Here is a 21,043-nt window from a genome sequence, read left to right on the forward strand (position 1 = left end):
GACTTCTGGGAGAACCATGACCATCGCCCCGCGCTCCTGGCCGCTCACCTCCGCCCCCGTCCTGCTCGGCGGCGAGAACCGTTCCGGCACCACGCTGCTCAGCATCGTGCTCGACTCGCACCCCGACCTCGTCGTCGGACCGGAGATCGACTTCCCCGAACCGCCCAACCTGGGCCCGCACATCCTCGCCGTCTGCGACCTGATGGACCAGGACGACCCCCGGGTGATCGGCGCCCTCACCGACAAGGAGTCGATCGACCCCGAGTGGTACGACAGCATGCACTTCGTCGCCCAGTGCGAACGTTCCGGCGTGAACCGCGAGCAAGTGCGCGCTCTCGTCACCGACTTGATGGCCGAACGCGGCACCGACCTCTCCACCCTTGAGGACCGTTGTCGACTCATCGACGCCATCGGTGAGTTCCGCCGGGCCGACCACGATGTCCGGCACTGGGGGATGAAGCTCCAGCGCAAGATCCAGGACGTCGGCACCTACGCCCGGATCTGGCCGCACGCCCGCTTCATCCACATCGTCCGCGACGGCCGTGACCTCGCCGCCTCCCACCTCAAGACCGTCCCCGACTGGGGGTACCGCACGGTCGCCGAGGCCGCCTACGGCTGGCTGGAAGTCGTCTCCCGGCCTCGCCTCGAAGCCCCTGCGGGCCGCTACCTTGAGGTCCGCTACGAGGACCTCATCACCCGGCCCCGGCAGACCGCCGAACGCATGCTCGACCATCTGGGGCTCGCGTGGGACGAGTCGGTTCTGCACCATGCCGAGCAGGAACACAGCCTCTTCGACAAGCCGTGGGGGCATCCTGCTGCGGAGGCTGCGGGGAAGCCGTTGTACACCGGGCGCAACGGGCGTTATCTCCAGGACCTCACTCCTGCTGAGATCCGGGAGTTCGAGCAGATCGCCGGTTCTGAGCTGGAGCGTCTGGGGTACGGGTTGTCCGCGACGGTCTGAGGGGGTTGCCTGCGGGTGCCTGCGGGTGCCTGCGGCGCGGGGGCGGGCGTGCCTGCGGCGCATGTGCCTGCGGCGCGGGGGCGGGGGATGCCTGCGGCGCAGGTGCGGGTCCGCTGTGGCTGGTCGCGCAGTTCCCCGCGCCCCTTATCGGTGGGTGCGGCGCCGTTGTTGTGTGCGGGTGCGTTGCGCCTGCGCGGCGGAGCCGCATATCGATGCAGCCCCGCGCCCCTTATCTGCGGGGTGCGCCGCCGTTGTTGGGTGCGGGGCCGCTCACAGGGGGTGCCTTGCCTCTGTGCGGGTGGGTTAACCCGGGGTGTTTGTTGCGGGGGATGCCTCTGTAACGGGGCCTTTCTAGGGTCGCCGGTGCTTCATTCGCCGGCGATCAGGAGAGGCGGGGGTGTCCGTGGGCGGCCCGGGTGTGCGTGACGTCGGTGAGGGGGGCGGTCGTTCGGTGAGGGTTCGTACCGTTTGTTCGTACTGTGGGGTCGGCTGCGGCCTGGTTCTGGACGTCGGTGCGGGGGGCGATGGGCGGCGCCGTGTCCTCAAGGTGAGCGGAGACCGGGAGCATCCGGCGAATTCCGGCCGGTTGTGCACCAAGGGCGCCACCACCGCCGACCTGCTCGCCGCCCCCGGCCGCCTCACCACCGCGCTCACCCGGCCCGAGCGGGGCGCGCCACCGGTGCCGGGGCCGGTCGACGCGGCGGTCAAGGAGACGGCACGGCGGCTGCGGGCGATCGTCGACGCCCACGGGCCGGACGCGGTCGCCTTCTACGTCTCCGGTCAAATGAGCCTGGAGGCGCAGTACTTGGCGAACAAGCTCGCCAAGGGGTTCATCCGCACCAACACCATCGAGTCGAACTCACGGCTGTGCATGGCGTCGGCCGGTACCGGCTACAAACTGTCGCTGGGCGCCGACGGGCCGCCCGGCTCCTACCAGGACCTCGACCGCGCCGACGTCTTCCTCGTCATCGGTTCCAACATGGCCGACTGCCACCCCATCCTCTTCCTGCGCCTGCTGGACCGGGTGCGGACGGCCGGCGCCAAGCTCATCGTCGTCGACCCCCGGCGCACCGCCACCGCCGCCAAGGCCGACCTGTTCCTCCAGGTCAAGCCGGGTACCGACGTCGCGCTTCTCAACGGGCTGCTGCACCTGCTGCACGCGAACGGGCACACCGACGCCGACTTCATCGCCCGCCACACCGAGGGCTGGGAGGCGACGGAGGCCCACCTCGCCGACTATCCGCCCGCCGTCGTCGCCGGGATCACCGGCGTCACCGAGGACGACCTCCGGGCGGCGGCCCGGCTGATCGGTGAGGCGGGGGAGTGGACCAGCTGCTGGACCATGGGCCTCAACCAGTCCACGCACGGCACCTGGAACACCAACGCGCTGATCAACCTGCACCTCGCGACCGGCGCGATCTGCCGCCCCGGCAGCGGCCCCTTCTCCCTCACCGGGCAGCCCAACGCCATGGGCGGCCGGGAGATGGGCTACCTGGGTCCGGGGCTGCCCGGCCAGCGTTCGGTGCTGGTCGCCGAGGAACGGGCGTTCACCGAGGAGGTGTGGGAGCTGCCGCCGGGCACCCTGCGTGCGGACGGCGTCGGCCGGGGCACCGTCGAGATGTTCCAGCGGATGGCCGACGGCGCCATCAAGGCCTGCTGGATCATCTGCACCAACCCGGTCGCCTCCGTCGGCAACCGCCGCACCGTCGTCGAAGGCCTCGCCGCCGCCGAACTCGTCGTCACCCAGGACGTGTTCGCCGACACCGAGACCAACGCCCACGCCGACATCGTGCTGCCCGCCGCCCTGTGGACGGAGACCGAGGGCGTCCTCGTCAACAGCGAACGCACCCTCACCCTGGCCCGCCCCGCCGTCGACCCGCCCGGCGAGGCCATGGCCGACTGGCGGATCATCGCCGCCGTCGCCCGGGAGATGGGCTACGAGAAGGGGTTCTCGTACGCGAGCGCGGAGGAGGTCTTCGAGGAGATCAAACGGTTCTGGAACCCCGCCACCGGCTGGGACCTGCGCGGCGTGACCTACGAGCGGCTGCGCGCGACGCCCGTGCAGTGGCCCGCCGCCGAGGACGGGCCCGCCCGCAACCCCGTGCGCTATCTGGCCGACGACGGCTCCCTCACCTTCCCCACCGCGAGCGGCCGCGCCGTCTTCTTCCCCCGCCCGCACCTCCCGGCCGCCGAACTGCCCGACGACGACCACCCGTTCGTCCTCAACACCGGCCGGGTGCAGCACCATTGGCACACCCTGACCAAGACCGGCCGGGTGCCCCAGCTCGACAAGCTGGCCCCCGGGCCGTTCGTGGAGGTCCACCCCGAGGACGCCGGCCGCCTCGGCCTGACCGACGGCGACTCGGTCGAGATCACCTCCCGGCGCGGCCGGGCCGTGCTGCCCGCCGTGGTCACCGACCGTGTGCAGCGCGGGAGTTGCTTCGCGCCGTTCCACTGGAACGACCTGTTCGGTGAGGATTTCAGCGTCAACGCCGTCACCAGCGACGCGGTCGACCCGCTCTCCTTCCAGCCCGAACTGAAGGTGTGCGCGGTGTCGTTGGCGAAGGTGGCGACGCCGGTGGTCGTCCGGGGACCGCTGGCCGATCTGCCAACTCCCGTACAAAAGAGGGCGGTTCGCACTCCGGCGCGAGTGGCCGGGGCAACTCCGGCCGCGCCGGGGCTGCGTGAGGTCGTCGTGCTGTGGGCCTCGCAGACCGGGACCGCCGAGGAGTTCGCCGCCGTCGCCGCCGAGCGCCTCAAGGGCGCCGGGCACACCACCGCCCTGCTCTCCATGGACGAGGCCGACCCCGCCCGGTGGCCTTCGGGCGCCGATCTGATCGTCGTCACCAGCACCTTCGGTGACGGCGACGCCCCCGACAACGGCACCGGCCTCTGGGAGACCCTGACCAGCCCCGACGCCCCGCGCCTGGACGGACACCGGTACGCCCTGCTGGCCTTCGGTGACCCCTCCTACGCCGACTTCTGCGGACACGGGCGCCGCCTCGACCGTCGCCTCGGTGACCTGGGAGCATCCCGGCTCACACCCCGCGTCGACTGCGCGGCGGGCGACCCCGACCACGAGGAAGCCGCCGACGCCTGGCTCGACAGCGTCGAGGCGATCCTCTCCGGCGCTGCGGAGCCAGGCCTCACCGGTGCCTCCGAACTCGCCGCTCCCGCACGGGGCTTGGGCGCCGCAACGGCCCTCATATCACCCCACCTCAGCACCAGCCCTAGCCCCAGCTCACGTCCCCGTCCCCGCCCCCGCCGTCCCGACCCCGTCGCCGCCCGCCTCGTCGGGAACCGGCTGCTCGGGCTGCCCGGCGCGGGCAAGGAGATACGCCGGTTCACCTTCGACGCCCGCGACAGCCCGACCCCGCTGGCCTACGACGCCGGTGACGCGCTCGGCGTGCGGCCCCTCAACTCCCGTTCCCTGGTGGCGGAATGGCTCACCGCCAGCGGCGTCGACGCGGACGCGCCCGTCACGTTGAAGGACACCGGCGAGATCCCGTTCACAGAAGCCCTGCGCCACCACCTCGACATCACCCGTGTCACCCCCGACCTGCTCCGCTTCACCGCCGAACGGGCGCGTGACCCACGGGAGTTGAAGAGGCTGCTGCGGCCCGGCAACCAGGTCGAGCTGGACAAGTGGGGCTGGGGACGGCAGGCCGTCGACGTCATCGCCGAACACCGGGTGCGGGCCGGGGCGCAGGAGTGGACGGACCTCCTCGGCCGCCTCCAGCCCCGCCAGTACTCCATATCGTCCAGCCCGCTCACCGACCCCCACCTGGTCTCCCTCACCGTCTCCGTCGTCCGCTACGAGAGCCCGAACGGCCGCCCACGGCAAGGGGTTTGCTCACCCTTCCTCGCCGACGCGGCACCCGGCACCCCCGTGCCGGTCCAGGTCCGGCGCTCCCCGCACTTCCGCCCACCCGCCGACCCCGACACCCCGCTGGTGATGATCGGCCCCGGCACCGGCGTCGCGCCCTTCCTCGGCTTCCTCGAACAGCGCCGCGCCCTCGGCCACCGGGGCCCCGCCTGGCTCTTCTTCGGCGCACAGCACCGGGCCACCGACTTCCTCTACCGGGACGAACTCGCCTCGTTCCTCGCCGACTTGACCCTGACCCGCCTCGACACCGCCTTCTCCCGGGACCAGCGCGCCAAGGTCTACGTCCAGGACCGGATGCGCGAACACGGCGCCCTCCTGTGGTCCTGGCTGCGCGACGGCGCCCACATCTACGTCTGCGGCGACGCCGCCCGCATGGCCAAGGACGTCGACCGGGCCCTGCGCGACCTCGCCGTGCGGCACGGCGGCCTCGACGAACCGGCCGCGACCGCCCACCTGAAGCAACTCGCCGCCGACCGACGGTATGTACGGGACGTGTACTGAACCGGGCGCCCCCGGCCGGTACTTGAGCCGGACCGCTGCGGCGCACCGCCCCTCGGCGGGATCATGGGAGCGGTACCGCACCCGACCCCTCGCCGTGGAGGCCCGCGCATGCTGCTGCGTCAGCTGGAGTATCTCGTCGCGCTCGCCAGGGAACGGCACTTCGCCCGGGCCGCCGCGGCCTGCCACGTCTCCCAGCCCTCCCTGTCCGCCGCCGTCCGCCGCCTCGAACACGAACTGCACGTCCCGATCGTCCGGCGCGGCCGGCGGTACGAGGGACTCACCCCCGAGGGCGAGGTCGTCCTCGCCTGGGCCCACCGCATCCTCGCCGAACGGGACGCCCTGCGACAGGAGTTGTCCACCCTGCGCGACGGCCTCACCGGCACCCTCCGGCTCGGCGTCGTGCCCACCGCGCTGCCCGCCGCGACCCTCCTCACCACCCCGTTCTGCGACCGCCACCCGCACGTCCGGGTCAGCGTCGAGTCCCTGTCGTCCGCCGACATCACCCAGGGGCTCACCGCGTTCGAACTCGACGTCGCCATGACCTACCTCGACGACGACACCCTGCGCCAGGTCCGCCGCTTCCCCCTCTACGAGGAGCGGTACGTGCTGCTCACCCCCGTCGAAGGGCCCCTCGCCCAGGTGGCCAGGGCCCGTTGGGCGCAGGCCGCCGCGCTGCCGTTGTGCCTGCTCAACCCGCGGATGCGCAACCGCCGCATCATGGACGCGTGTTTCGCCGCCGACGGCGCCACCGCCGAGCCCGCCATCGAGACCGACAGCGTCGCCGGACTGTACGCGCATCTGCCCGGCGGACGCTGGTCGAGCGTCATCTCGCACGCCTGGCTGCACCTGTTCGGCGTGCCCGAGGGCATGCGCGTCGTCCCGCTGGAGGGTCCCGCGCACGGCCCGCGCGTCGGACTCGTCGTCGCGAACGGCGAACCCCGCCCCGTCCTCGCCGACGCCTTCCTCACCGTCGGCCGCGAAGCCGGGGTCCGCGACGCCCTCGACGAACTCCTGCACACCTACCTCTCCGCCGCCGACGTCCGCTGATAGCCGCGGGCTATCCCGGCATAACGAAGAACGCTTTGCCACGGCCGACCGGCCCGAGGATCGTGAACAGCACTGTCCCGCAACACCAGTTGAGGAGCCGCGACATGGCCAAGGTGCTCTGCGTCCTGTACGACGACCCGACCGACGGATTCCCCACCGCGTACGCCCGCGACGGCCTCCCCGCCATCGACCACTACCCCGGCGGGCAGACCACCCCGAGCCCCGAGGCGATCGACTTCACCCCGGGCCACCTCCTCGGCAGCGTCTCCGGTGAACTCGGCCTGCGCGCCTACCTGGAGAAGGCCGGCCACACCCTCGTCGTCACCTCCGACAAGGACGGCGCCGACTCCGTCTTCGACCGCGAACTGGCCGACGCGGACATCGTCATCTCGCAGCCCTTCTGGCCGGCCTACCTCACCCCCGAGCGCATCGCCGCCGCCCGCAACCTCAAGCTCGCCGTCACCGCGGGCATCGGCTCCGACCACGTCGACCTCGACGCGGCCATCGAGCACGGTGTGACGGTCGCCGAGGTGACGTACTGCAACAGCATCAGCGTCGCCGAGCACGTCGTCATGATGATCCTCTCCCTGGTCCGCAACTACCTGCCCTCGCACCAGGTCGTCCTGGACGGCGGCTGGAACATCGCGGACTGCGTGGCCCGTTCGTACGACCTGGAGGGCATGCACGTCGGCACGGTCGCCGCCGGACGCATCGGCCTCGCGGTGCTGCGCCGCCTCGCGCCGTTCGACGTCAAGCTCCACTACACCGACCGGCACCGGCTGCCGCGCGAGGTGGAGGAGGAGTTGGGCCTCACCTTCCACGAGAGCGCCGCCGCGATGGCCCCGCACTGCGACGTCGTCACCGTGAACGCGCCGCTGCACCCGGAGACGGAGGGGCTGTTCGGCGACGAGCTGATCAACACCATGAAGCGTGGCGCCTACCTCATCAACACCGCCCGCGCGAAGATCGCCGACCGGGACGCCGTCGAACGGGCCCTGCGCAGCGGCCAGTTGGCGGGTTACGCCGGTGACGTCTGGTATCCGCAGCCGGCCCCGGCGGATCACCCGTGGCGCACGATGCCGCACCACGGCATGACCCCGCACATCTCCGGCTCCTCCCTGTCCGCGCAGGCCCGTTACGCGGCCGGCACCCGGGAGATCCTGGAGTCCTTCTTCGCGGGCCGCCCGATCCGCGACGAGTACCTGATCGTCGACGGCGGCCGCCTCGCCGGCACGGGCGCGCACTCCTACTCCGTCAACGGCTGAGCCCAACGGCGGTGCGGGCGGGGCCGGTTGAGAACTCCGGCGCCGCTCGCGCAGGTGCGTCACTCCGTGCCGAGGAGCCCGTTCATCTCGCTGATCTCGGCGCTCTGGGCGTCGGCGATGGCATCGGCCAGCTCCGTCGCCGGGCCGTAGGCACCCTTGGCGCGCTCGGCCGACGCCATCTCGACGGCGCCCCGGTGGTGTTCGACCATCAGGGTCAGGAACCGCTCGTCGAAGTCGGTACCGGACGCCTTCTCCAGCGCGTCCATGGCGGCCTCGCCCATCATGCCGGGCATCCCGGTGTGCCCCAGGTGCGCGGCCGTGCCGGTGCCGGGAACCTGCTCGCCCCAGGCCTTCAGCCACCCGGACATCGTCGCGATCTCCGGGTCCTGGGCCTTCTCGATCCGGACGGCCAGCTTCTTGACCTGCGCCGACGAGGCCCGCCCTGCGGCCAGCCGGGCCATCTCCAGGGCCTGCCGGTGGTGCGGGATCATGCCCTGCGCGAAGGCCACGTCCTGCGCGTTGTGCCCGCCGCTGCTCGACGGGGACGCGGTGGGCGTCGGCGCGCCGTGACCGGTGGCGTGGCCGCCGCCGTCGTTCCCGCAGGCGGCGAGGGTGAGCAGGGCGGAACCGGCGACGACCGCCACCGCGATCCGTCGGGTGATGCTGCGCATGAGGAACTCCTGTGCTGAGAAAGGACGGTGAGACATGCCGAGGGCCCGCGACGCCTCCCGTCAGGGAGGGCGCGGTGTGAGGCGGTGTCTAGATCCGCAGGAGTTGGAGTTCCGCGAGGGACGGGGGCGCGCGGGCACCGTCCGGCGCCGTGACCGCGTACGGGCGTCCGGCGTCGGCGGGCGCGAGGCAGGTCACCTGGCCGGGGAGGAGGGCGGGCAGCGTGGGCCCGCCGGGCACCGCGCCGGACGCGCACATCTGATCGGCGTGCTGGACATGACCGTTGCCGTGCGCGGAGCCGACACAGTCGTCCGGTGTCGTCACCCTCGTCAGGTGTGCCGACGGTGAGGCGTTCATCGCGTTCATCGGGTGCGTCGTGGTGCCGCCGGGCGCCAGCGCGTGCATCGCGAACAGTCCGGCCAGCAGCGCGAGCACCAGCAGCGCCCGCCGCCACGGGGCGGGCGGCGCGGCGTCGGTTCGCTGTGCGCGGGCTGTCACGGCGCCCATGCTACGCATCCGCGCCGGTCGGGCCGCTCTTACCCCGACCGACGGCGGGGCCGGGCAGCCGCGTGGCAGGATCGGTCGACATGACGGCCTCTCCCTCGATACGCGGGCTGCGCGCGGCGGTGTTCGCCGTGCTGTGCGTGCTGCTCGCCGCCGGGGGACACGCGCTGGCCACCGCGACGGCCCCACCCCTCTGGGCCCAGGCCGCGGGCAGCGTGGCGGTGTTCGGGGCCGCGTACCCGCTGGGCGGGAGGGAACGTTCCCTGCCGGCCATCGGCATCGGCACGCTCACGGCGCAGGGCGCGCTGCACGCCCTCTTCGGTTGGGCGGCACCGGGCAGCATGGGCGGGCCGTCCGACGCGGCGACGGGGCCGGGGATGCGGATGCGCATGCCGGGCATGTCGATGAGGCCGACGGGGCCGACGGGACTGTTGTCGCGGGGCATGTCGGGGGCGTCGTTGCGGAGCATGGTGGGTTCGATGCGGGGCGCGCACGGGGGTCACCCACTCGCGCACCACGCCTCCCACCCTCACCTCTGGTCTGTCCATGGGCCGGCCTCGCATGCCACCGCCGCTCATCTGCTGGCGGCGGTGCTGCTGACCTGGTGGTTGCGGCGGGGCGAGGCGGCGGTGTGGTCGTTGCTGCGGCGGGCGGTCGCGCTGGTGCCGGGTCTGGTGGCCTGGTGGCGGGCGGGGGAGTGGGCCGGGCGCGAGTCAACGGCCGTCGCCTACAAGGCCGTTGACCATCCGGAGCCGTTTCGGCGGCTGCTGTTGCGGCATGCGGTGCGGCGGCGCGGGCCACCGGCGGGGTTGTCGTACCCGCCCTGACCCGAACACCCCCTGAACGTACGGAGATTCACCCACCCATGTCCGCACACCGTCTCCTCCCACGCCGCGTCGGCACCGTCGTCGCCCTGGCCGCAGCCGGAGTCCTCGCCGCGTCCGGCGTCGCCTTCGCGCATGTCACCGTCCACCCCGAGAGCTACCCCGAGGGCGCCACGGACGGCGTCCTGACCTTCCGCGTCCCCAACGAGGAGGACACCGCGAGCACCACGAAGGTCCAGGTCTTCCTGCCGACCGACCACCCCGTCCTCGGCGTGCTCGTGTCACCCCGGGACGGCTGGACCGCCAAGGTCACCACGGCCAAGCTGAAGACGCCGGTGAAGACCGACGACGGCACGATCACCGACGCGGTCTCCGAGATCACCTGGACCGGCGGGAAGATCGGCGCCGGACAGTTCGAGGACTTCGACGTCGCCTTCGGCCAACTGCCGGACAACGCGAGCGAGTTGACGTTCAAGACGCTCCAGACGTACTCCGACGGCACGACCGTCCGCTGGATCGAGGAACCCCAGTCCGGCGACGACGACCCCGAGAACCCGGCGCCCGTGCTCCGGCTGACGGCGAAGTCCGTTACGCAGAGCGGCACTTCGACCCCCGCCGCGAAGAGCACGTCGGCCGCCGAGCCCCGTGACGCGACCGCCCGAGGGCTCGGCGTCGCCGGTCTGGTGGTCGGCGCCCTGGGGCTGGCGTCGGCCGCGTTCGCCGTGCTGCGGGGGCGTCGGCTGCGGTAGCGGGCCGGAGCGTCGGCTGTGAATCGGCCGTGTCCACCTGTGGATTCCCCGGCCTCCGGACGAGGCGCGGAATCCGGATGCGAGGATGTGGCGCCATGACGGCAGGGTGGGGTGGGCGCACGGCACGGACCGCGGTGTTCGCGTCCGTCTGCGTGCTGCTCGCCGCACTGGGCCACGTCCTGATGTCCGGCAGCCAGGTGCCCCCGTGGGCGCTGGCCGCCGGGCTCGCCGCGACCGGCACGGCGAGCTGGTTCCTGACCGCCAGGGAACGGGGCCTGCCCCTGGTCGTGACCGTCGCCGTCGCCGCCCAGGCGGCCCTGCACACGGGGTTCTCCCTGACCCCGACCCCTACGGGTCCCCAGCCCATGGCCGCCATGGCCCCCGGCGTCCCCATGGACATGGCCCACGCGTCCGGCGGCACCGGAACGACCGTCGCCGCGGCGGCCTCGCCCGGCATGATCTCCGCCCACCTGCTGGCCGCGCTGCTGTGCGGACTGTGGCTGGCGCACGGGGAGCGGGCCGCGTTCCGGCTGCTGCGGGCCGCCGCCGCGCGGCTGGCGGCGCCGTTGCGGCTGCCGCTCGCGCCGCCCGTCCTCGCCGCCCGGCCACGGCCCCGCGTGCGGCGTCGGAGCCGTTCGCAGCGGGCGCCCCGGCTGCTCCACCTCGTCCACACGATCACCTCCAGGGGACCGCCCGCGGCGACCGCTGTCCACTGACGACAGCCGGCACCCGGGGCCGCGCCCGACGCGCCCGCCCCGGCCGACGGCCACCCGGCCGCCGTTCCCCCTTCCCCTCCGGGTCCCGGACCCGGATGTCGAACAGGACCCCTAGGTGATCACTCCTGTCCGCCCACCCGCCGTCGACGACGACATCGACGCGTCGATAACGGCCTGGGCGCTGGCCGCGCGCGGCGGCGACGCCGATGCCGTGGAGAGTTTCGTCCGCGCCCTGCACCGGGATGTGCGGCGTTACGTCGCCCATCTGTGCGCCGATCCGCAGGCGGTGGACGATCTCGCGCAGGACACGTTTCTGCGGGCGCTCGGTAGTCTGCATCGGTTCGAGGGGCGGTGTTCGGCGCGGACCTGGCTGCTGTCCATCGCGCGGCGTGCGGTCGTCGACGGCTACCGGCACGCGGCGGCTCGGCCGCGTCACAGTGACAGTCCTGACTGGCAGTCGGCGGTGGAGAGGGCTCAGCCTCGCGGGCTGCCTGGCTTCGACGATGGTGTCGTGCTGCTGGATCTGCTGGCCGCGCTTCCTGATGAACGCCGGCAGGCCTTTGTGCTGACCCAGTTGCTCGGTCTGCCCTATGACGAGGCTGCCGTGGTCATCGGCTCGCCCATCGGCACGGTGCGCTCCCGCGTCTCGCGAGCGAGAGAGGCTTTGGTGGGGCAACTGGGGTGAGGTCGGGTAGCGGCACGCGCTGCGGTGTCCCTGGCCGGGTGGGGAGCGCGGGGTTGTTCGTCGGGCGCGGCGCCGTCGTGCCCGGTCGCGCAGTTCCCCGCGCCCCTTAAGGGCGTTGCCTGGCCGTCGGCGGCGGGCTCGGGTGCCTTGGGGGTGCCGGGGGCGGGTGCGGGCCCGGTGGGGGCTGGTCGCGCAGTTCCCCGCGCCCCTTGAGGGCGTTGGCTGGGCGTTGGCGGCGGGCTCGGGTGCCTTGGGGGTGCCGGGGGCGGGTGCGGGTTCGGTGGGGGCTGGTCGCGCAGTTCCCCGCGCCCCTTTCGGGGCGCTTCTGGGGGGGGCGGTTGTGTGGTTGGGCTTGCTGGTTGTGCGGTGAGTGTGTGGTTGACGGTTCGGGCGTGCCGGTGAGGGGCGCGGGGAACTGCGCGGCGAGCCACGATGGTGGCGCGCTCGCCTGACGGGCCGGTCGATGTACGGCGCTGTTGCGTGGGTGCGACCAGTTGGCCTGAGTCTGGTGGCTCACGGTTCGGGCGTGCCGGTGAGGGGCGCGGGGAACTGCGCGGCGAGCCACGATGGTGCTGCACTCGCCTGACGGGCCAGTCGATGTACGGCGCTGTTGCGTGGGTGCGACCACTTGGCCTGAGTCTGGTGGCTCACGGTTCGGGCGTGTCGTTTAGGGGCGCGGGGAACTGCGCGATCCGGCCCGGGCCGACGTCAACTCGGCGTGGACGCAGGCGCGTTGAGGTGTACGTAGGTGTTGGTCAAGGTTTGGGGGGACGGGGTGAAGATTCTCAGGCGGACCCGGGTGGTGGGTTTGGTGGGCAGGCGGAACCAGCCATCGGCGGGGCGAATGGTCACCGTTGCCGTGCCGTGCGCGGGGACCACCGCCGGCCCCCGGACCACCGTCCAGAACTTGTTCATCCCCTGCCCCGTGGTCACCATGTAGTGCGGAGCGAGCGCACCGGCCTCGGTGTTGACGACCCGCACCGTCACCCGCGACACGGACCGCACCCCGACATGCCGCACCCCGACGATCGTCACCCGCAACGGAGCCGACCCCGTCACCGCGATCCCCGCACTCACCAGCGCGGGCCCGAGCACCAGCGCCGCGGCAGCGATCCGCACCGCCCGCCCGTGCCGCCCGGCGAGCGGACGGGGACGCGGCTGCCACGCCCCGGCGAACTCCGAGGGCGGCGCGGTCACCGCTGCGGCCAGCCACAGCGGCGTCATCATCAGGTAGTAGCCGTCCTGCGAGCGCGTCGCCAGGAAGAACGCGCACCACGGCAGCACCGTCACCGCGGGCCCGAGCCGACGCGGGAACAGCACCAGCAACGCCAGCAGCCCCGCCGCGAGCAGCAGACTCGCGTGCCCGTACCAGTCGAGCCGGTCGCTGCCGTCGGTGAAGTACAGCGAGACGCCCACCAGACCCTGCCCGTGCAGCACCGCGCCCTGCGTCAACGGCAGCGCCACACCCTTCAGCCAGGGCCCGGGCTCGCTCACGATGAAGTACGTGTTGATCAGCAGCCAGACGGTGACGGCGACCCCGGTGATCCGCAGGACCACCTGCGCCGCGGCCCGCCCGCCCAGCTCACCCCGGCGCACCGCGTACACCCCGGCGAGCAGGAACGGCGCCAGGAACCACGGGAGTTGCTGCGCCGCGCACGCCGCACCGAGGCACGCCGCCCGCGCGAGCCCCGACGTGCCGAGCCGCCCGCCCCGCCCGATCCGGGGCCAGCCGACCACCACCGGGATCAGCAGGGCCAGCGCGGTGATCGCCGGGTAACCGAGCCGGCCGTACGTCGGCAGGAAGCCGAAACCGAGGCAGGCCATGGTCGCCGCCGACCGCCACGGCGTCGGCAGCAGCCGCCACAGCAGCACCGTGCCGACGACCAGCGCGCCGGTGCTCAACGCCGTCGCCGGGGCGCCGCCGTGCCCCAGCCACAGCAGCGGCGCGGTCAGCAGCGGGGCCAGCGGCGGATAGCCGTAGGTGAAGTCGTAGCCGCCGGTCACCGTCGGGGTGAGGGCCGCGCCGTGGTCGAAGAGCCAGGGCCAGGGATTCCCGTACACGGCGTGGCCCGCGACCAGTTCACGCGCGGCCTGGGTGGTGAGGAGGGCCTCGTCGGAGCCGTTGTGGTTCATCACCCAGGCGCACAGGGTGAGGGTGACGGCGGTGACCAGGACGACCAGGTCCACGCGGGCCAGCGAACGGGCGCGGTGGACGATCAGGGCGAGCGCCCCGCACACCAGGATCGACGCGTAACAGATCGAGATGACCGCCGCGACGAGGAACCGGTGGCTGGCCGCCTGCGTCCACACCGAACGAGTGCCGATGAAGAGACTGATCGTGGCGAGGAGGGTGAGGACCCGGTGCCACTGAGCGGGAGGTTCCGGTGTGGCGGACACCGCCGACTGCGTCCGCCGCCCGGGTGTCACCTGCTGAGTTTCTGCCAAGTGCACGACATGGGACCGTAGCGGGGCCCGGTGAGTGCGGCGCGGGCGGACGTGAAGAGTCCGGTGTGAGCCCAGTAAGAAGCCCCGTTCCGAACGGAATCGGTTCAAAAATGGTCAGTTGTGGTCAAAGTGGCGAGATAAGGGCGGTGTCGGGCGGTGCACCGTGTCGCTGTTGGGCCGAACGGGTTATTTGGCGTAAGAATTGCCTGGTGCAGGAAATGAGTGCGAGTCAGGTCGGGGGCAGCCGGTGAACAGTCACGACGTCACCGATGAACAGTGGGAAGGGCTCGCCCAGGTCGTTCCGTTGCGGGGCCGGGACGCCTGGCCGTCCGCGGTGGGCCATCGGTCCCTCCCGGACGACGACACGGAGGTGCGCCGTCGGTTCGTCGTGCTGAGGATCAACGTCTTCGCGGACGCGCGCGAGGTCGCCGAGACCCTGATGGCGGGGGTGCCCGTCCTGCTCGACCTCAGCGGCGCGGACACCGACATCGCCAAGCGGGTCCTGGACTTCAGCACCGGCGTCGTCTTCGGCCTGGCCAGCGGGATGCACCGGGTCGACCGGAACGTCTTCCTGCTGACGCCGTCCGGCACCGAGGTCACGGACCGGATGGAGGACCTGGGCAACGGCCCCGAGGCCGCGGAGTACTGACCTCCGCGCCCCTCGCGGCCGCCGGGGCCCCTCCCGGTCCCCCGATCGTAGGAAGGTGCCCCGGACGGAACGGTTCACCAGCCCGGCGGGGTCCTACGGTCCGGACATGACCGTGTCACCAGTGCCGCCCGAGCAGGAGACCGCGCCGACCTCGACGACGGTTCCGGCCGCGCCGACGGCGCCGACGGGGCCGTTCGCGACGTTCGAGCCGCAGAGCGCGCGGGTGCCGTCGCAGGGGGGCTCGCCGGGGATCGAGGCGGACGTTGCGGGCGCGGCCCGGCCCTGCGTCACCGAGCTGCGGCTCGCCGCGTTCGCCGGACTGCGGCAGGTGAGCGTGCCCCTCGGGGCGGTCACCGTGCTCGCCGGGGCCAGCGGCAGCGGCAAGACCCGCGCCCTGCGCGCCTACGCGGCCCTGGCCCGGCTCGGCCACGGCACCGAGATCGGGCAGGTCTTCCCCGACCCCCTCGGCTGCGTCCCGCAGCGCGCCCGGCCCGACGCCCAGCGCCGCCGCGGCTTCCGCATCGGCTGCACGGCCGACGGCCCCGAGGGCCCCGTCCGGCTCGACGTCGCCGTTCAGGCCGAACCCGAACTCCGCATCGTCGGCGAGCGGTTGACGTCCGGCGGGGTGGTCCTGCTGGAGACCGCCCTGCTCGATCCGTCCCGCCCGACCGTGCGGGCCACCTGGTACACCGGCGGCGCCTCACCGGTGACGCGGGTCCCGTTCCCCGGCGACCGGCTGGCCGCCACCCTGCTGCCGTTGCGGATGGCGGGACGCACCGATGCCGAACGGCGCGTGCTCGCCGCCGCCGAGCAACTCGTCGTCGCCCTGCGGTCGGTGTTCGCCTGCGATCCGCGCCCCGGCCGGATGCGGGAGCCCGTCCCCACCGGCTCGGGGCGGCTGCTCGGCGGCTGCGACAACCTCGCCGACGTCCTGTGGCGCACCCGCGCCGAGTGCGCCCAACGGCACGGACAACTCGTCGCCGCCCTGCGCGCCGGGTGCGCCGGTCCCGTCGCCGACCTCTACGCGCGCGCCCTCACCGACGGCACCGTCCGCGCCGTTCTCGACCGGGGCGACGGCCACCGCACCGACCTCGCCCGCCTCGGCTCCGGCGAACTCCGGTACCTCGCCCTCGCGTTGGTCCTGCTCACCGGGCCCGGCGTGCTGGAGGTCGACGCGGCAGGCGAGGTGCCCGACGCGATGCAGACGCTCACCGTCCTGGCCGACGGCCTCGACCGCTGCCTCGACCCGCGCCAACGCCGCGAACTCCTGCTGCTGGCCGCCCGGATGAGCTGTCGCGGACATGTCCGGGTCGTCGGCACGGTGCACGACGCGACCTGGGCGGCCGGGGTGGAGGGGGTGAGCGTGGTCCACCTCGACCCGGTGGTAGACCTGGTGCCGTGACCGAACCACGCCCCGAAACCCCGCCCGCATCGCCCGCCCCGCACGCACCGAGCACCCCGCGCGCCCCACTCGATGTGTCGTCCCTCCAGCGCCGGTTGGCCGATTTCGCCGCCGCCCGCGACTGGCAGCCGTTCCACACCCCCAAGAACCTGGTGGCCGCGCTCAGCGTCGAGGCGTCCGAACTCGTCGAGATCTTCCAGTGGTTGACGCCCGAGCAGTCGGCGCGGGTGATGGACGACCCGGACACCGCCCACCGGGTGCGGGACGAGGTCGCCGACGTCCTCGCCTATCTGCTCCAGCTCTGCGAGGTGCTCGGCGTCGACCCGCTCACGGCCCTGGACGCGAAGATCGACCGGAACGAGAAGCGGTTCCCGGCGCCCTGAAATCGGCGGCCGGTGAAGGGAGTTGCGAAGAGTTACCCACTCCACTTTCACTCTTCGTAGTCGAAATCCCGCCTGAAATCGATAAGTTACCCGTAGATTTCGGTCTTACTCTGGCGCTTTTCTTTACCTGCCCTCACTCTGGGTAGTGAACTAGTGAGTGCGGGCGGGCGTGCGCAAGCACGTCGAGAGGGACAGGCAGGGACGGCCCATGGACGCGGTGCGGCTCATCGTGACGAGCAGACGTGCCCTCGCGGGGACCGGCGGCACGCCGGACATGCTGAGGGAGGTGTGGCAGGCGCAGGCCCTGGCGCAGGCGATAGGCAGCCGCCTCGCGGTGACGGGTCCGGCCGAACTGCGGGGCGAGGCGCTGGGGTTGACGGAGCTGGCGGGGCGGGGGCGGGCGGTTCTCGATGTTCCGCGGCTCTGTGCGGAGGAGCCGCGGGCGGTCGAGCTGACCGAGCTGGGGGAGGTGGCGCTGACGCTGCGGCATCTCGGCGGGTTATTGGGCGAGGTGAGTATCGCGCTGGTCGGGCTTGCCTGTTCGGCGAGTGAGGAGGGGGTTTATTGGCAGTGTATGGAGGTCATCGACGCTGCGGATGAGTCTCGGGATCGTGTGCGGGAGATGCTGCGCAAGCTGGCGGATCGGGAGGCGTTGTTGCCGGAACGCGAGGCGGGGTGAGGTGTCCGTCGGGGTGTGCGCAGTTCCCCGCGCCCCTTTTTTAGGTCGTTGGGCGGGTGCGGCGCCGTCGTGGCTTGTCGCGCAGTTCCCCGCGCCCCTTAGCGGCGTTGCCGGGGGCGTGCCTGACACGCTCGGGTCAGTTGGTCGCGCCTGGGCGTCGGAGCCGCATATTGATGCAGGCCCGTGGCCCTGGGGAGACCGGTTCGTGGTCGGGTGCGGCGCCGTCGTGGCTTGTCGCGCAGTTCCCCGCGCCCCTTTTGCGGCGTTGCTGGCGGCGTGCCTGACACGCTCGGGCCAGTTGGTCGCGCCCGCGCGGCGGAGCCGCATATTGATACAGCCCCGCGCCCCTTTTGCGGCGTTGCCGGGCCGTTGGACGTGGGCTCGGGCCAGTTGGTCGCGCCTGCGTGGTGGAGCCGCATATTGATGCAGGCCCGCGGGCCTTTTGCGGCGTTGTCCGGCCGTGGGTTGCGTGGTCGGGTGGGCCTAGGGGGGTGTAGCGGGCAGGATGGGGGGATGGATCTTCGTATTTTTACTGAGCCTCAGCAGGGGGCTTCCTATGACACGCTGCTGAGCGTGGCCAAGGCGACCGAGGAACTCGGGTTCGACGCGTTCTTCCGGTCGGACCATTACCTCCATATGGGTGGGGACGGGCTGCCGGGACCCACGGACGCGTGGATCACGTTGGCCGGGCTGGCGCGGGAGACGCGGCGGATTCGGCTCGGCACCTTGATGACCGCCGGGACCTTCCGGCTGCCCGGCGTGCTCGCCATCCAGGTCGCGCAGGTCGACCAGATGTCCGGCGGGCGCGTCGAACTCGGTCTGGGCGCCGGCTGGTACGAGGCCGAGCACACCGCGTACGGCATCCCCTTCCCGAAGGAGAAGCTCGCCCGTCTGGAGGAGCAGCTCGACATCGTCACCGGGCTGTGGGCGACGAAGGCCGGCGAGACCTTCGACTTCCACGGAAAGTTCTACGACCTCACCGACTCGCCCGCGCTGCCCAAGCCCGCGCAGACGAAGATCCCGGTCCTGGTCGGCGGCCTCGGCACCACCCGCACCCCGAGGATCGCGGCCCGGTACGCCGACGAGTTCAACATCCCGTTCGCCTCCGTCGAGGACACGGCGAGCCAGTTCGGCCGGGTGCGGGCCGCCGCCGAGGAGGCCGGGCGCGGCGCCGACGACCTCGTCTACTCCGCCGTTCTGGTCGCCGCCGTCGGCCGGGACGAGGCGGAGATCGCCCGCCGCGCCGCCGCCATCGGCCGCGAGGTCGACGAACTGCGCGCCAACGGCCTCGCGGGCTCCCCTGCCGAGGTCGTCGACAAGATCGGCCGCTACGCCGAGGCGGGCGCCAGCCGGATCTATTTCCAGATCCTCGACCTCGACGACCTGGACCACCTGGAGCTGATCTCCAGCGAGGTGCAGTCCCAACTGGCCTGACCCCTCACCAGGACGGACGCCGCCGACCACCGAGTCGTCCCCCAGTCCCCAGTCCCCAGCCCCCAGGATCACCCGGTGAATTCCTGGGGGCTTTCGCGCACCCGGCGAGGGCAGGGGGGGGCGGCAAGCCGCTCGGCCCGCTGGTGCCGGGTGCGGGGCGCCGGGCGCCGGGCTCGGGGTCAGTCCAGGAGGCGTAGCCGTTGCCCGCTGACGCCCAGCCGGACCGTCTGGCCCCACGTCAGTTCCAGCGCGTCGCTCTCCATGCCGTCTCCGAAGGCGATGAGGCGTTCGGACTCGACGGTGATCGACAGGCGGGCGCCCGCGGCCAGTTCCCCGGCGACGAGAGACGTGCCGGTCGCCGGGGACGGCCAGGCCTCGCGGACGAACCAGAGCAACCTGGCCTCGGCCCGGTCCGGCAGGGGCAGGGCGACGCCGTGCTCCCGCCGGACCGAGCCGATCCACCCGGAGGCGCCGGTGCCCGTTCCCACCAGCACCCCGGACGAAGCCTGGGCCTCGACGACACCCCCGTCGCCCTCCAGGCCCAGGCGGTACCGGGCGGTCTGGTGACCGGCCGAGCCCAGGTAGATCTCGTTGAGGGCGAGCAGCCGCTGGGTGTCGTCGGCCACCGCCTCCACCATGGTGAGTTCGTCCGCCGCGCCCGTGAACGCGCTCGGCAACCGGCGCGCCGCCTCCGACGGACGGTGCCGCACCAGGACGCCGGGATTGCGCCCGGGGTCCGCGTCGACGCCCAACACCGGCTGCCCGGCGAGGTACTTGGCGACGTTCGCCACCAGACCGTCCTGCCCGACGACCACCACCACGTCCTCCGGCGCGAACAGGAAACGGTCCAAGTCGGCCCGCTCGACGCGTGTTTGACGCCACGTCATGGGTATCGCCGAGGTCACCTCGGCCAGTGCGCGCCGGGTGCGGTGGTGGCGCTCGGCGACCTCCGCGATGTCCCGGCCCCGGCGGGAGAGGAAGAAGGCGGCCTGCCCGTGCGTGCCGTGGTGGGCCACCAACTCCTCGTACTCCGTGGTCCGGTGGACGAGCACCGCCCTCGGCGTGAGGCTCACCCCCGGTCCCCGGTGCCCAGCCTGGAGAGCAGCCCGGTCAGCACGTCGGGAGAGACCGTGAGGTTCTCGATGTGCGGCAGGTTCTCCGCGAGCCGCGTCCCGGTGAGGGCGTGCAGCGTCGCCACGTCGACGTCCGCGTGCACCCGCAGCCAGGCGGCCTGTGCCTGCGCCCGTGCCTCGCCGGTCATCCGGGCCGCCCCCGCCTCGGCCTCGGCGAGCTTCACCGTCCGGGCCGCCTCCGCACCGGCCCGCACCGCGTCCGCGGCCGCCGACTCCTCGGCCTCCCGGCGCGCGTTGGTGCCGCGCTGGTCGACCAACTGCTCCTCGCGGCGGGCGAGTTCGATCCGGCTGGCGAGTTCGTTCTCGGCGATCGTGCGCTCCCGTTCGACGGCCACCGCACGCCGTTCGTAGGTCGCCCGGTCGGCCTCCTGCTGGATCTGTTCCCGCGCCGGGGTGCGCAGCGCCCGCTCCACCTCCGGCTCCGGGCGCAGCGCCACCACCCGCACGGCGACCACCTCGATGCCGGTGGCCGGCAGCCGGGGCTCGGCGGCCAGCCCCGCCGCGACCCGCTCGCGCACCGCCGTCACCCCGTCGGTCAGCGCCGCCGACAGCGCCGTCCGGCTGAGGACGTCCAGCGCGTGCTGCTGGGCCGTCTCCGTCAGCAGGGTGCCCAGCTGCTCCAGCGGCGCGCTCCGCCACACCCCGGTGTCTGGGTCGACGGAGAAGTCGAGGCGGTCGGCGGCGAGCGCCGGGTCGCTGATCCGGTAGGTGACCGTGGCCTGCACCGCCACGTCCTGGAAGTCGGAGGTGCGGGCGTGGAAGGTCATCGCCAACTCCCGGTCGTCGACCGGCACCTCGGACAGGGCGGCGGTCAGCGACCGGTACCAGAAGCTCAGCCCCGGTCCGTCGTGCACCAGTCGGCCCGCGCGGTGGTGCCGGATGTGCGCCGTCGGCGCGCCCCGCAGATGGCGCCAGCCCAGGCGCCGGGTGATGTCGGCCATGTGGGTACGACCTCCTCCGTCTTTCTCGTCATGGAGACGATAAGCGGCGCACGTGTTAATCGTCAAGGGGACGAGAAGTGGGGGGTGGGGGTGAGGGGGAGAGGGTCATGTGTGACCGGGGGCCCAAAAAGCGATCAAGAAACGGCCTGAACGGTCAAGCGACGGGTGAA

General features: G+C 72.6%; 18 protein-coding genes. 13 read left to right on the forward strand and 5 right to left on the reverse strand.

Annotated elements, in window-relative coordinates; genetic code table 11:
• Positions 1-16: 16 nt before the first annotated feature.
• From ACIQOU_RS04455 to ACIQOU_RS04470, 4 genes are all read left to right on the forward strand, one after another.
• The gene (locus tag ACIQOU_RS04455; protein WP_401533794.1) at positions 17-961 is read left to right on the forward strand and encodes a sulfotransferase family protein; all 945 of its coding nucleotides are present in this window, start codon (positions 17-19) and stop codon (positions 959-961) included.
• 451 nt (positions 962-1,412) lie between these two features.
• Complete coding sequence (locus ACIQOU_RS04460; protein WP_401533796.1) at positions 1,413-5,348, forward strand: molybdopterin-dependent oxidoreductase; 3,936 nt, start codon at positions 1,413-1,415, stop codon at positions 5,346-5,348.
• A gap of 108 nt (positions 5,349-5,456) precedes the next feature.
• On the forward strand, positions 5,457-6,395 hold the full coding sequence (locus tag ACIQOU_RS04465; RefSeq protein WP_401533798.1) for a LysR substrate-binding domain-containing protein: 939 nt from the start codon (positions 5,457-5,459) through the stop codon (positions 6,393-6,395).
• Between the two features lie 104 nt (positions 6,396-6,499).
• Positions 6,500-7,660: an NAD-dependent formate dehydrogenase gene (locus ACIQOU_RS04470; protein ID WP_401533800.1), complete on the forward strand. Its 1,161-nt coding sequence runs from the start codon at positions 6,500-6,502 to the stop codon at positions 7,658-7,660.
• A gap of 59 nt (positions 7,661-7,719) precedes the next feature.
• Here ACIQOU_RS04470 and ACIQOU_RS04475 read toward each other — a convergent pair whose 3' ends face one another.
• Together ACIQOU_RS04475 and ACIQOU_RS04480 are read right to left on the reverse strand one after the other, a co-directional pair.
• Positions 7,720-8,331, reverse strand: coding sequence for a DUF305 domain-containing protein (locus tag ACIQOU_RS04475; RefSeq protein ID WP_401533801.1), 612 nt, complete (start codon positions 8,329-8,331; stop codon positions 7,720-7,722).
• Positions 8,332-8,419: 88 nt separating this feature from the next.
• Positions 8,420-8,827 (reverse strand): DUF6153 family protein, encoded by a 408-nt coding sequence (locus ACIQOU_RS04480; protein ID WP_401533803.1) that lies wholly within the window; start codon positions 8,825-8,827, stop codon positions 8,420-8,422.
• A gap of 89 nt (positions 8,828-8,916) precedes the next feature.
• Between ACIQOU_RS04480 and ACIQOU_RS04485 the strand changes: the two genes are divergently transcribed.
• From ACIQOU_RS04485 to ACIQOU_RS04500, 4 genes are all read left to right on the forward strand, one after another.
• Positions 8,917-9,660: a hypothetical protein gene (locus ACIQOU_RS04485; protein WP_401533804.1), complete on the forward strand. Its 744-nt coding sequence runs from the start codon at positions 8,917-8,919 to the stop codon at positions 9,658-9,660.
• Between the two features lie 38 nt (positions 9,661-9,698).
• Positions 9,699-10,406: a YcnI family protein gene (locus tag ACIQOU_RS04490; protein ID WP_401533805.1), complete on the forward strand. Its 708-nt coding sequence runs from the start codon at positions 9,699-9,701 to the stop codon at positions 10,404-10,406.
• A gap of 95 nt (positions 10,407-10,501) precedes the next feature.
• Positions 10,502-11,122 (forward strand): hypothetical protein, encoded by a 621-nt coding sequence (locus tag ACIQOU_RS04495; RefSeq protein WP_401533806.1) that lies wholly within the window; start codon positions 10,502-10,504, stop codon positions 11,120-11,122.
• Between the two features lie 115 nt (positions 11,123-11,237).
• Positions 11,238-11,807 (forward strand): sigma-70 family RNA polymerase sigma factor, encoded by a 570-nt coding sequence (locus ACIQOU_RS04500; protein ID WP_401533808.1) that lies wholly within the window; start codon positions 11,238-11,240, stop codon positions 11,805-11,807.
• 708 nt (positions 11,808-12,515) lie between these two features.
• Here ACIQOU_RS04500 and ACIQOU_RS04505 read toward each other — a convergent pair.
• A complete protein-coding gene (locus ACIQOU_RS04505; protein ID WP_401533810.1) occupies positions 12,516-14,204 on the reverse strand; it encodes a hypothetical protein in 1,689 nt (562 codons plus the stop codon).
• 295 nt (positions 14,205-14,499) lie between these two features.
• Here ACIQOU_RS04505 and ACIQOU_RS04510 point away from each other — a divergent pair, with 295 nt between their 5' ends.
• The 5 genes from ACIQOU_RS04510 (at position 14,500) to ACIQOU_RS04530 (ending at position 18,799) form a co-directional block, all read left to right on the forward strand.
• Positions 14,500-14,901, forward strand: coding sequence for a cell division protein SepF (locus ACIQOU_RS04510; protein ID WP_401533812.1), 402 nt, complete (start codon positions 14,500-14,502; stop codon positions 14,899-14,901).
• A 106-nt stretch (positions 14,902-15,007) separates the two neighbouring features.
• Positions 15,008-16,303 carry an ATP-binding protein gene (locus ACIQOU_RS04515; RefSeq protein ID WP_401533813.1) on the forward strand — a complete coding sequence of 432 codons (1,296 nt, stop codon included), beginning with the start codon at positions 15,008-15,010 and terminating at the stop codon, positions 16,301-16,303.
• 74 nt (positions 16,304-16,377) lie between these two features.
• On the forward strand, positions 16,378-16,686 hold the full coding sequence (locus ACIQOU_RS04520; protein WP_401534635.1) for a nucleotide pyrophosphohydrolase: 309 nt from the start codon (positions 16,378-16,380) through the stop codon (positions 16,684-16,686).
• Positions 16,687-16,894: 208 nt separating this feature from the next.
• Positions 16,895-17,365 (forward strand): DUF6099 family protein, encoded by a 471-nt coding sequence (locus ACIQOU_RS04525; protein ID WP_401533814.1) that lies wholly within the window; start codon positions 16,895-16,897, stop codon positions 17,363-17,365.
• A 513-nt stretch (positions 17,366-17,878) separates the two neighbouring features.
• Positions 17,879-18,799 carry an LLM class F420-dependent oxidoreductase gene (locus ACIQOU_RS04530; RefSeq protein ID WP_401533815.1) on the forward strand — a complete coding sequence of 307 codons (921 nt, stop codon included), beginning with the start codon at positions 17,879-17,881 and terminating at the stop codon, positions 18,797-18,799.
• A 179-nt stretch (positions 18,800-18,978) separates the two neighbouring features.
• Here ACIQOU_RS04530 and ACIQOU_RS04535 read toward each other — a convergent pair whose 3' ends face one another.
• On the reverse strand, positions 18,979-19,872 hold the full coding sequence (locus ACIQOU_RS04535; RefSeq protein WP_401533817.1) for a hypothetical protein: 894 nt from the start codon (positions 19,870-19,872) through the stop codon (positions 18,979-18,981).
• A complete protein-coding gene (locus ACIQOU_RS04540) occupies positions 19,869-20,873 on the reverse strand; it encodes an SPFH domain-containing protein (RefSeq protein WP_401533819.1) in 1,005 nt (334 codons plus the stop codon). Before ACIQOU_RS04540 ends, ACIQOU_RS04535 begins: the two co-directional genes overlap by 4 nt.
• Positions 20,874-21,043 lie beyond the last annotated feature (170 nt).

Origin of the sequence: Streptomyces sp. NPDC091279 (assembly GCF_044757465.1) — a bacterium.
In the GTDB taxonomy this organism is placed as follows: Bacteria; Actinomycetota; Actinomycetes; order Streptomycetales; family Streptomycetaceae; genus Streptomyces.

Excerpts from the sequence above, each read along its gene's own strand:
- ACIQOU_RS04455 (WP_401533794.1), top strand. The coding sequence starts at position 17 with ATGACCATCGCCCCGCGCTCCTGGCCGCTCACCTCCGCCCCCGTCCTG.
- ACIQOU_RS04465 (WP_401533798.1), top strand. The coding sequence starts at position 5,457 with ATGCTGCTGCGTCAGCTGGAGTATCTCGTCGCGCTCGCCAGGGAACGG.
- ACIQOU_RS04470 (WP_401533800.1), top strand. The coding sequence starts at position 6,500 with ATGGCCAAGGTGCTCTGCGTCCTGTACGACGACCCGACCGACGGATTC.
- ACIQOU_RS04475 (WP_401533801.1), bottom strand. The coding sequence starts at position 8,331 with ATGCGCAGCATCACCCGACGGATCGCGGTGGCGGTCGTCGCCGGTTCC.
- ACIQOU_RS04485 (WP_401533804.1), top strand. The coding sequence starts at position 8,917 with ATGACGGCCTCTCCCTCGATACGCGGGCTGCGCGCGGCGGTGTTCGCC.
- ACIQOU_RS04490 (WP_401533805.1), top strand. The coding sequence starts at position 9,699 with ATGTCCGCACACCGTCTCCTCCCACGCCGCGTCGGCACCGTCGTCGCC.
- ACIQOU_RS04495 (WP_401533806.1), top strand. The coding sequence starts at position 10,502 with ATGACGGCAGGGTGGGGTGGGCGCACGGCACGGACCGCGGTGTTCGCG.
- ACIQOU_RS04515 (WP_401533813.1), top strand. The coding sequence starts at position 15,008 with ATGACCGTGTCACCAGTGCCGCCCGAGCAGGAGACCGCGCCGACCTCG.
- ACIQOU_RS04525 (WP_401533814.1), top strand. The coding sequence starts at position 16,895 with ATGGACGCGGTGCGGCTCATCGTGACGAGCAGACGTGCCCTCGCGGGG.
- ACIQOU_RS04530 (WP_401533815.1), top strand. The coding sequence starts at position 17,879 with ATGGATCTTCGTATTTTTACTGAGCCTCAGCAGGGGGCTTCCTATGAC.
- ACIQOU_RS04540 (WP_401533819.1), bottom strand. The coding sequence starts at position 20,873 with ATGGCCGACATCACCCGGCGCCTGGGCTGGCGCCATCTGCGGGGCGCG.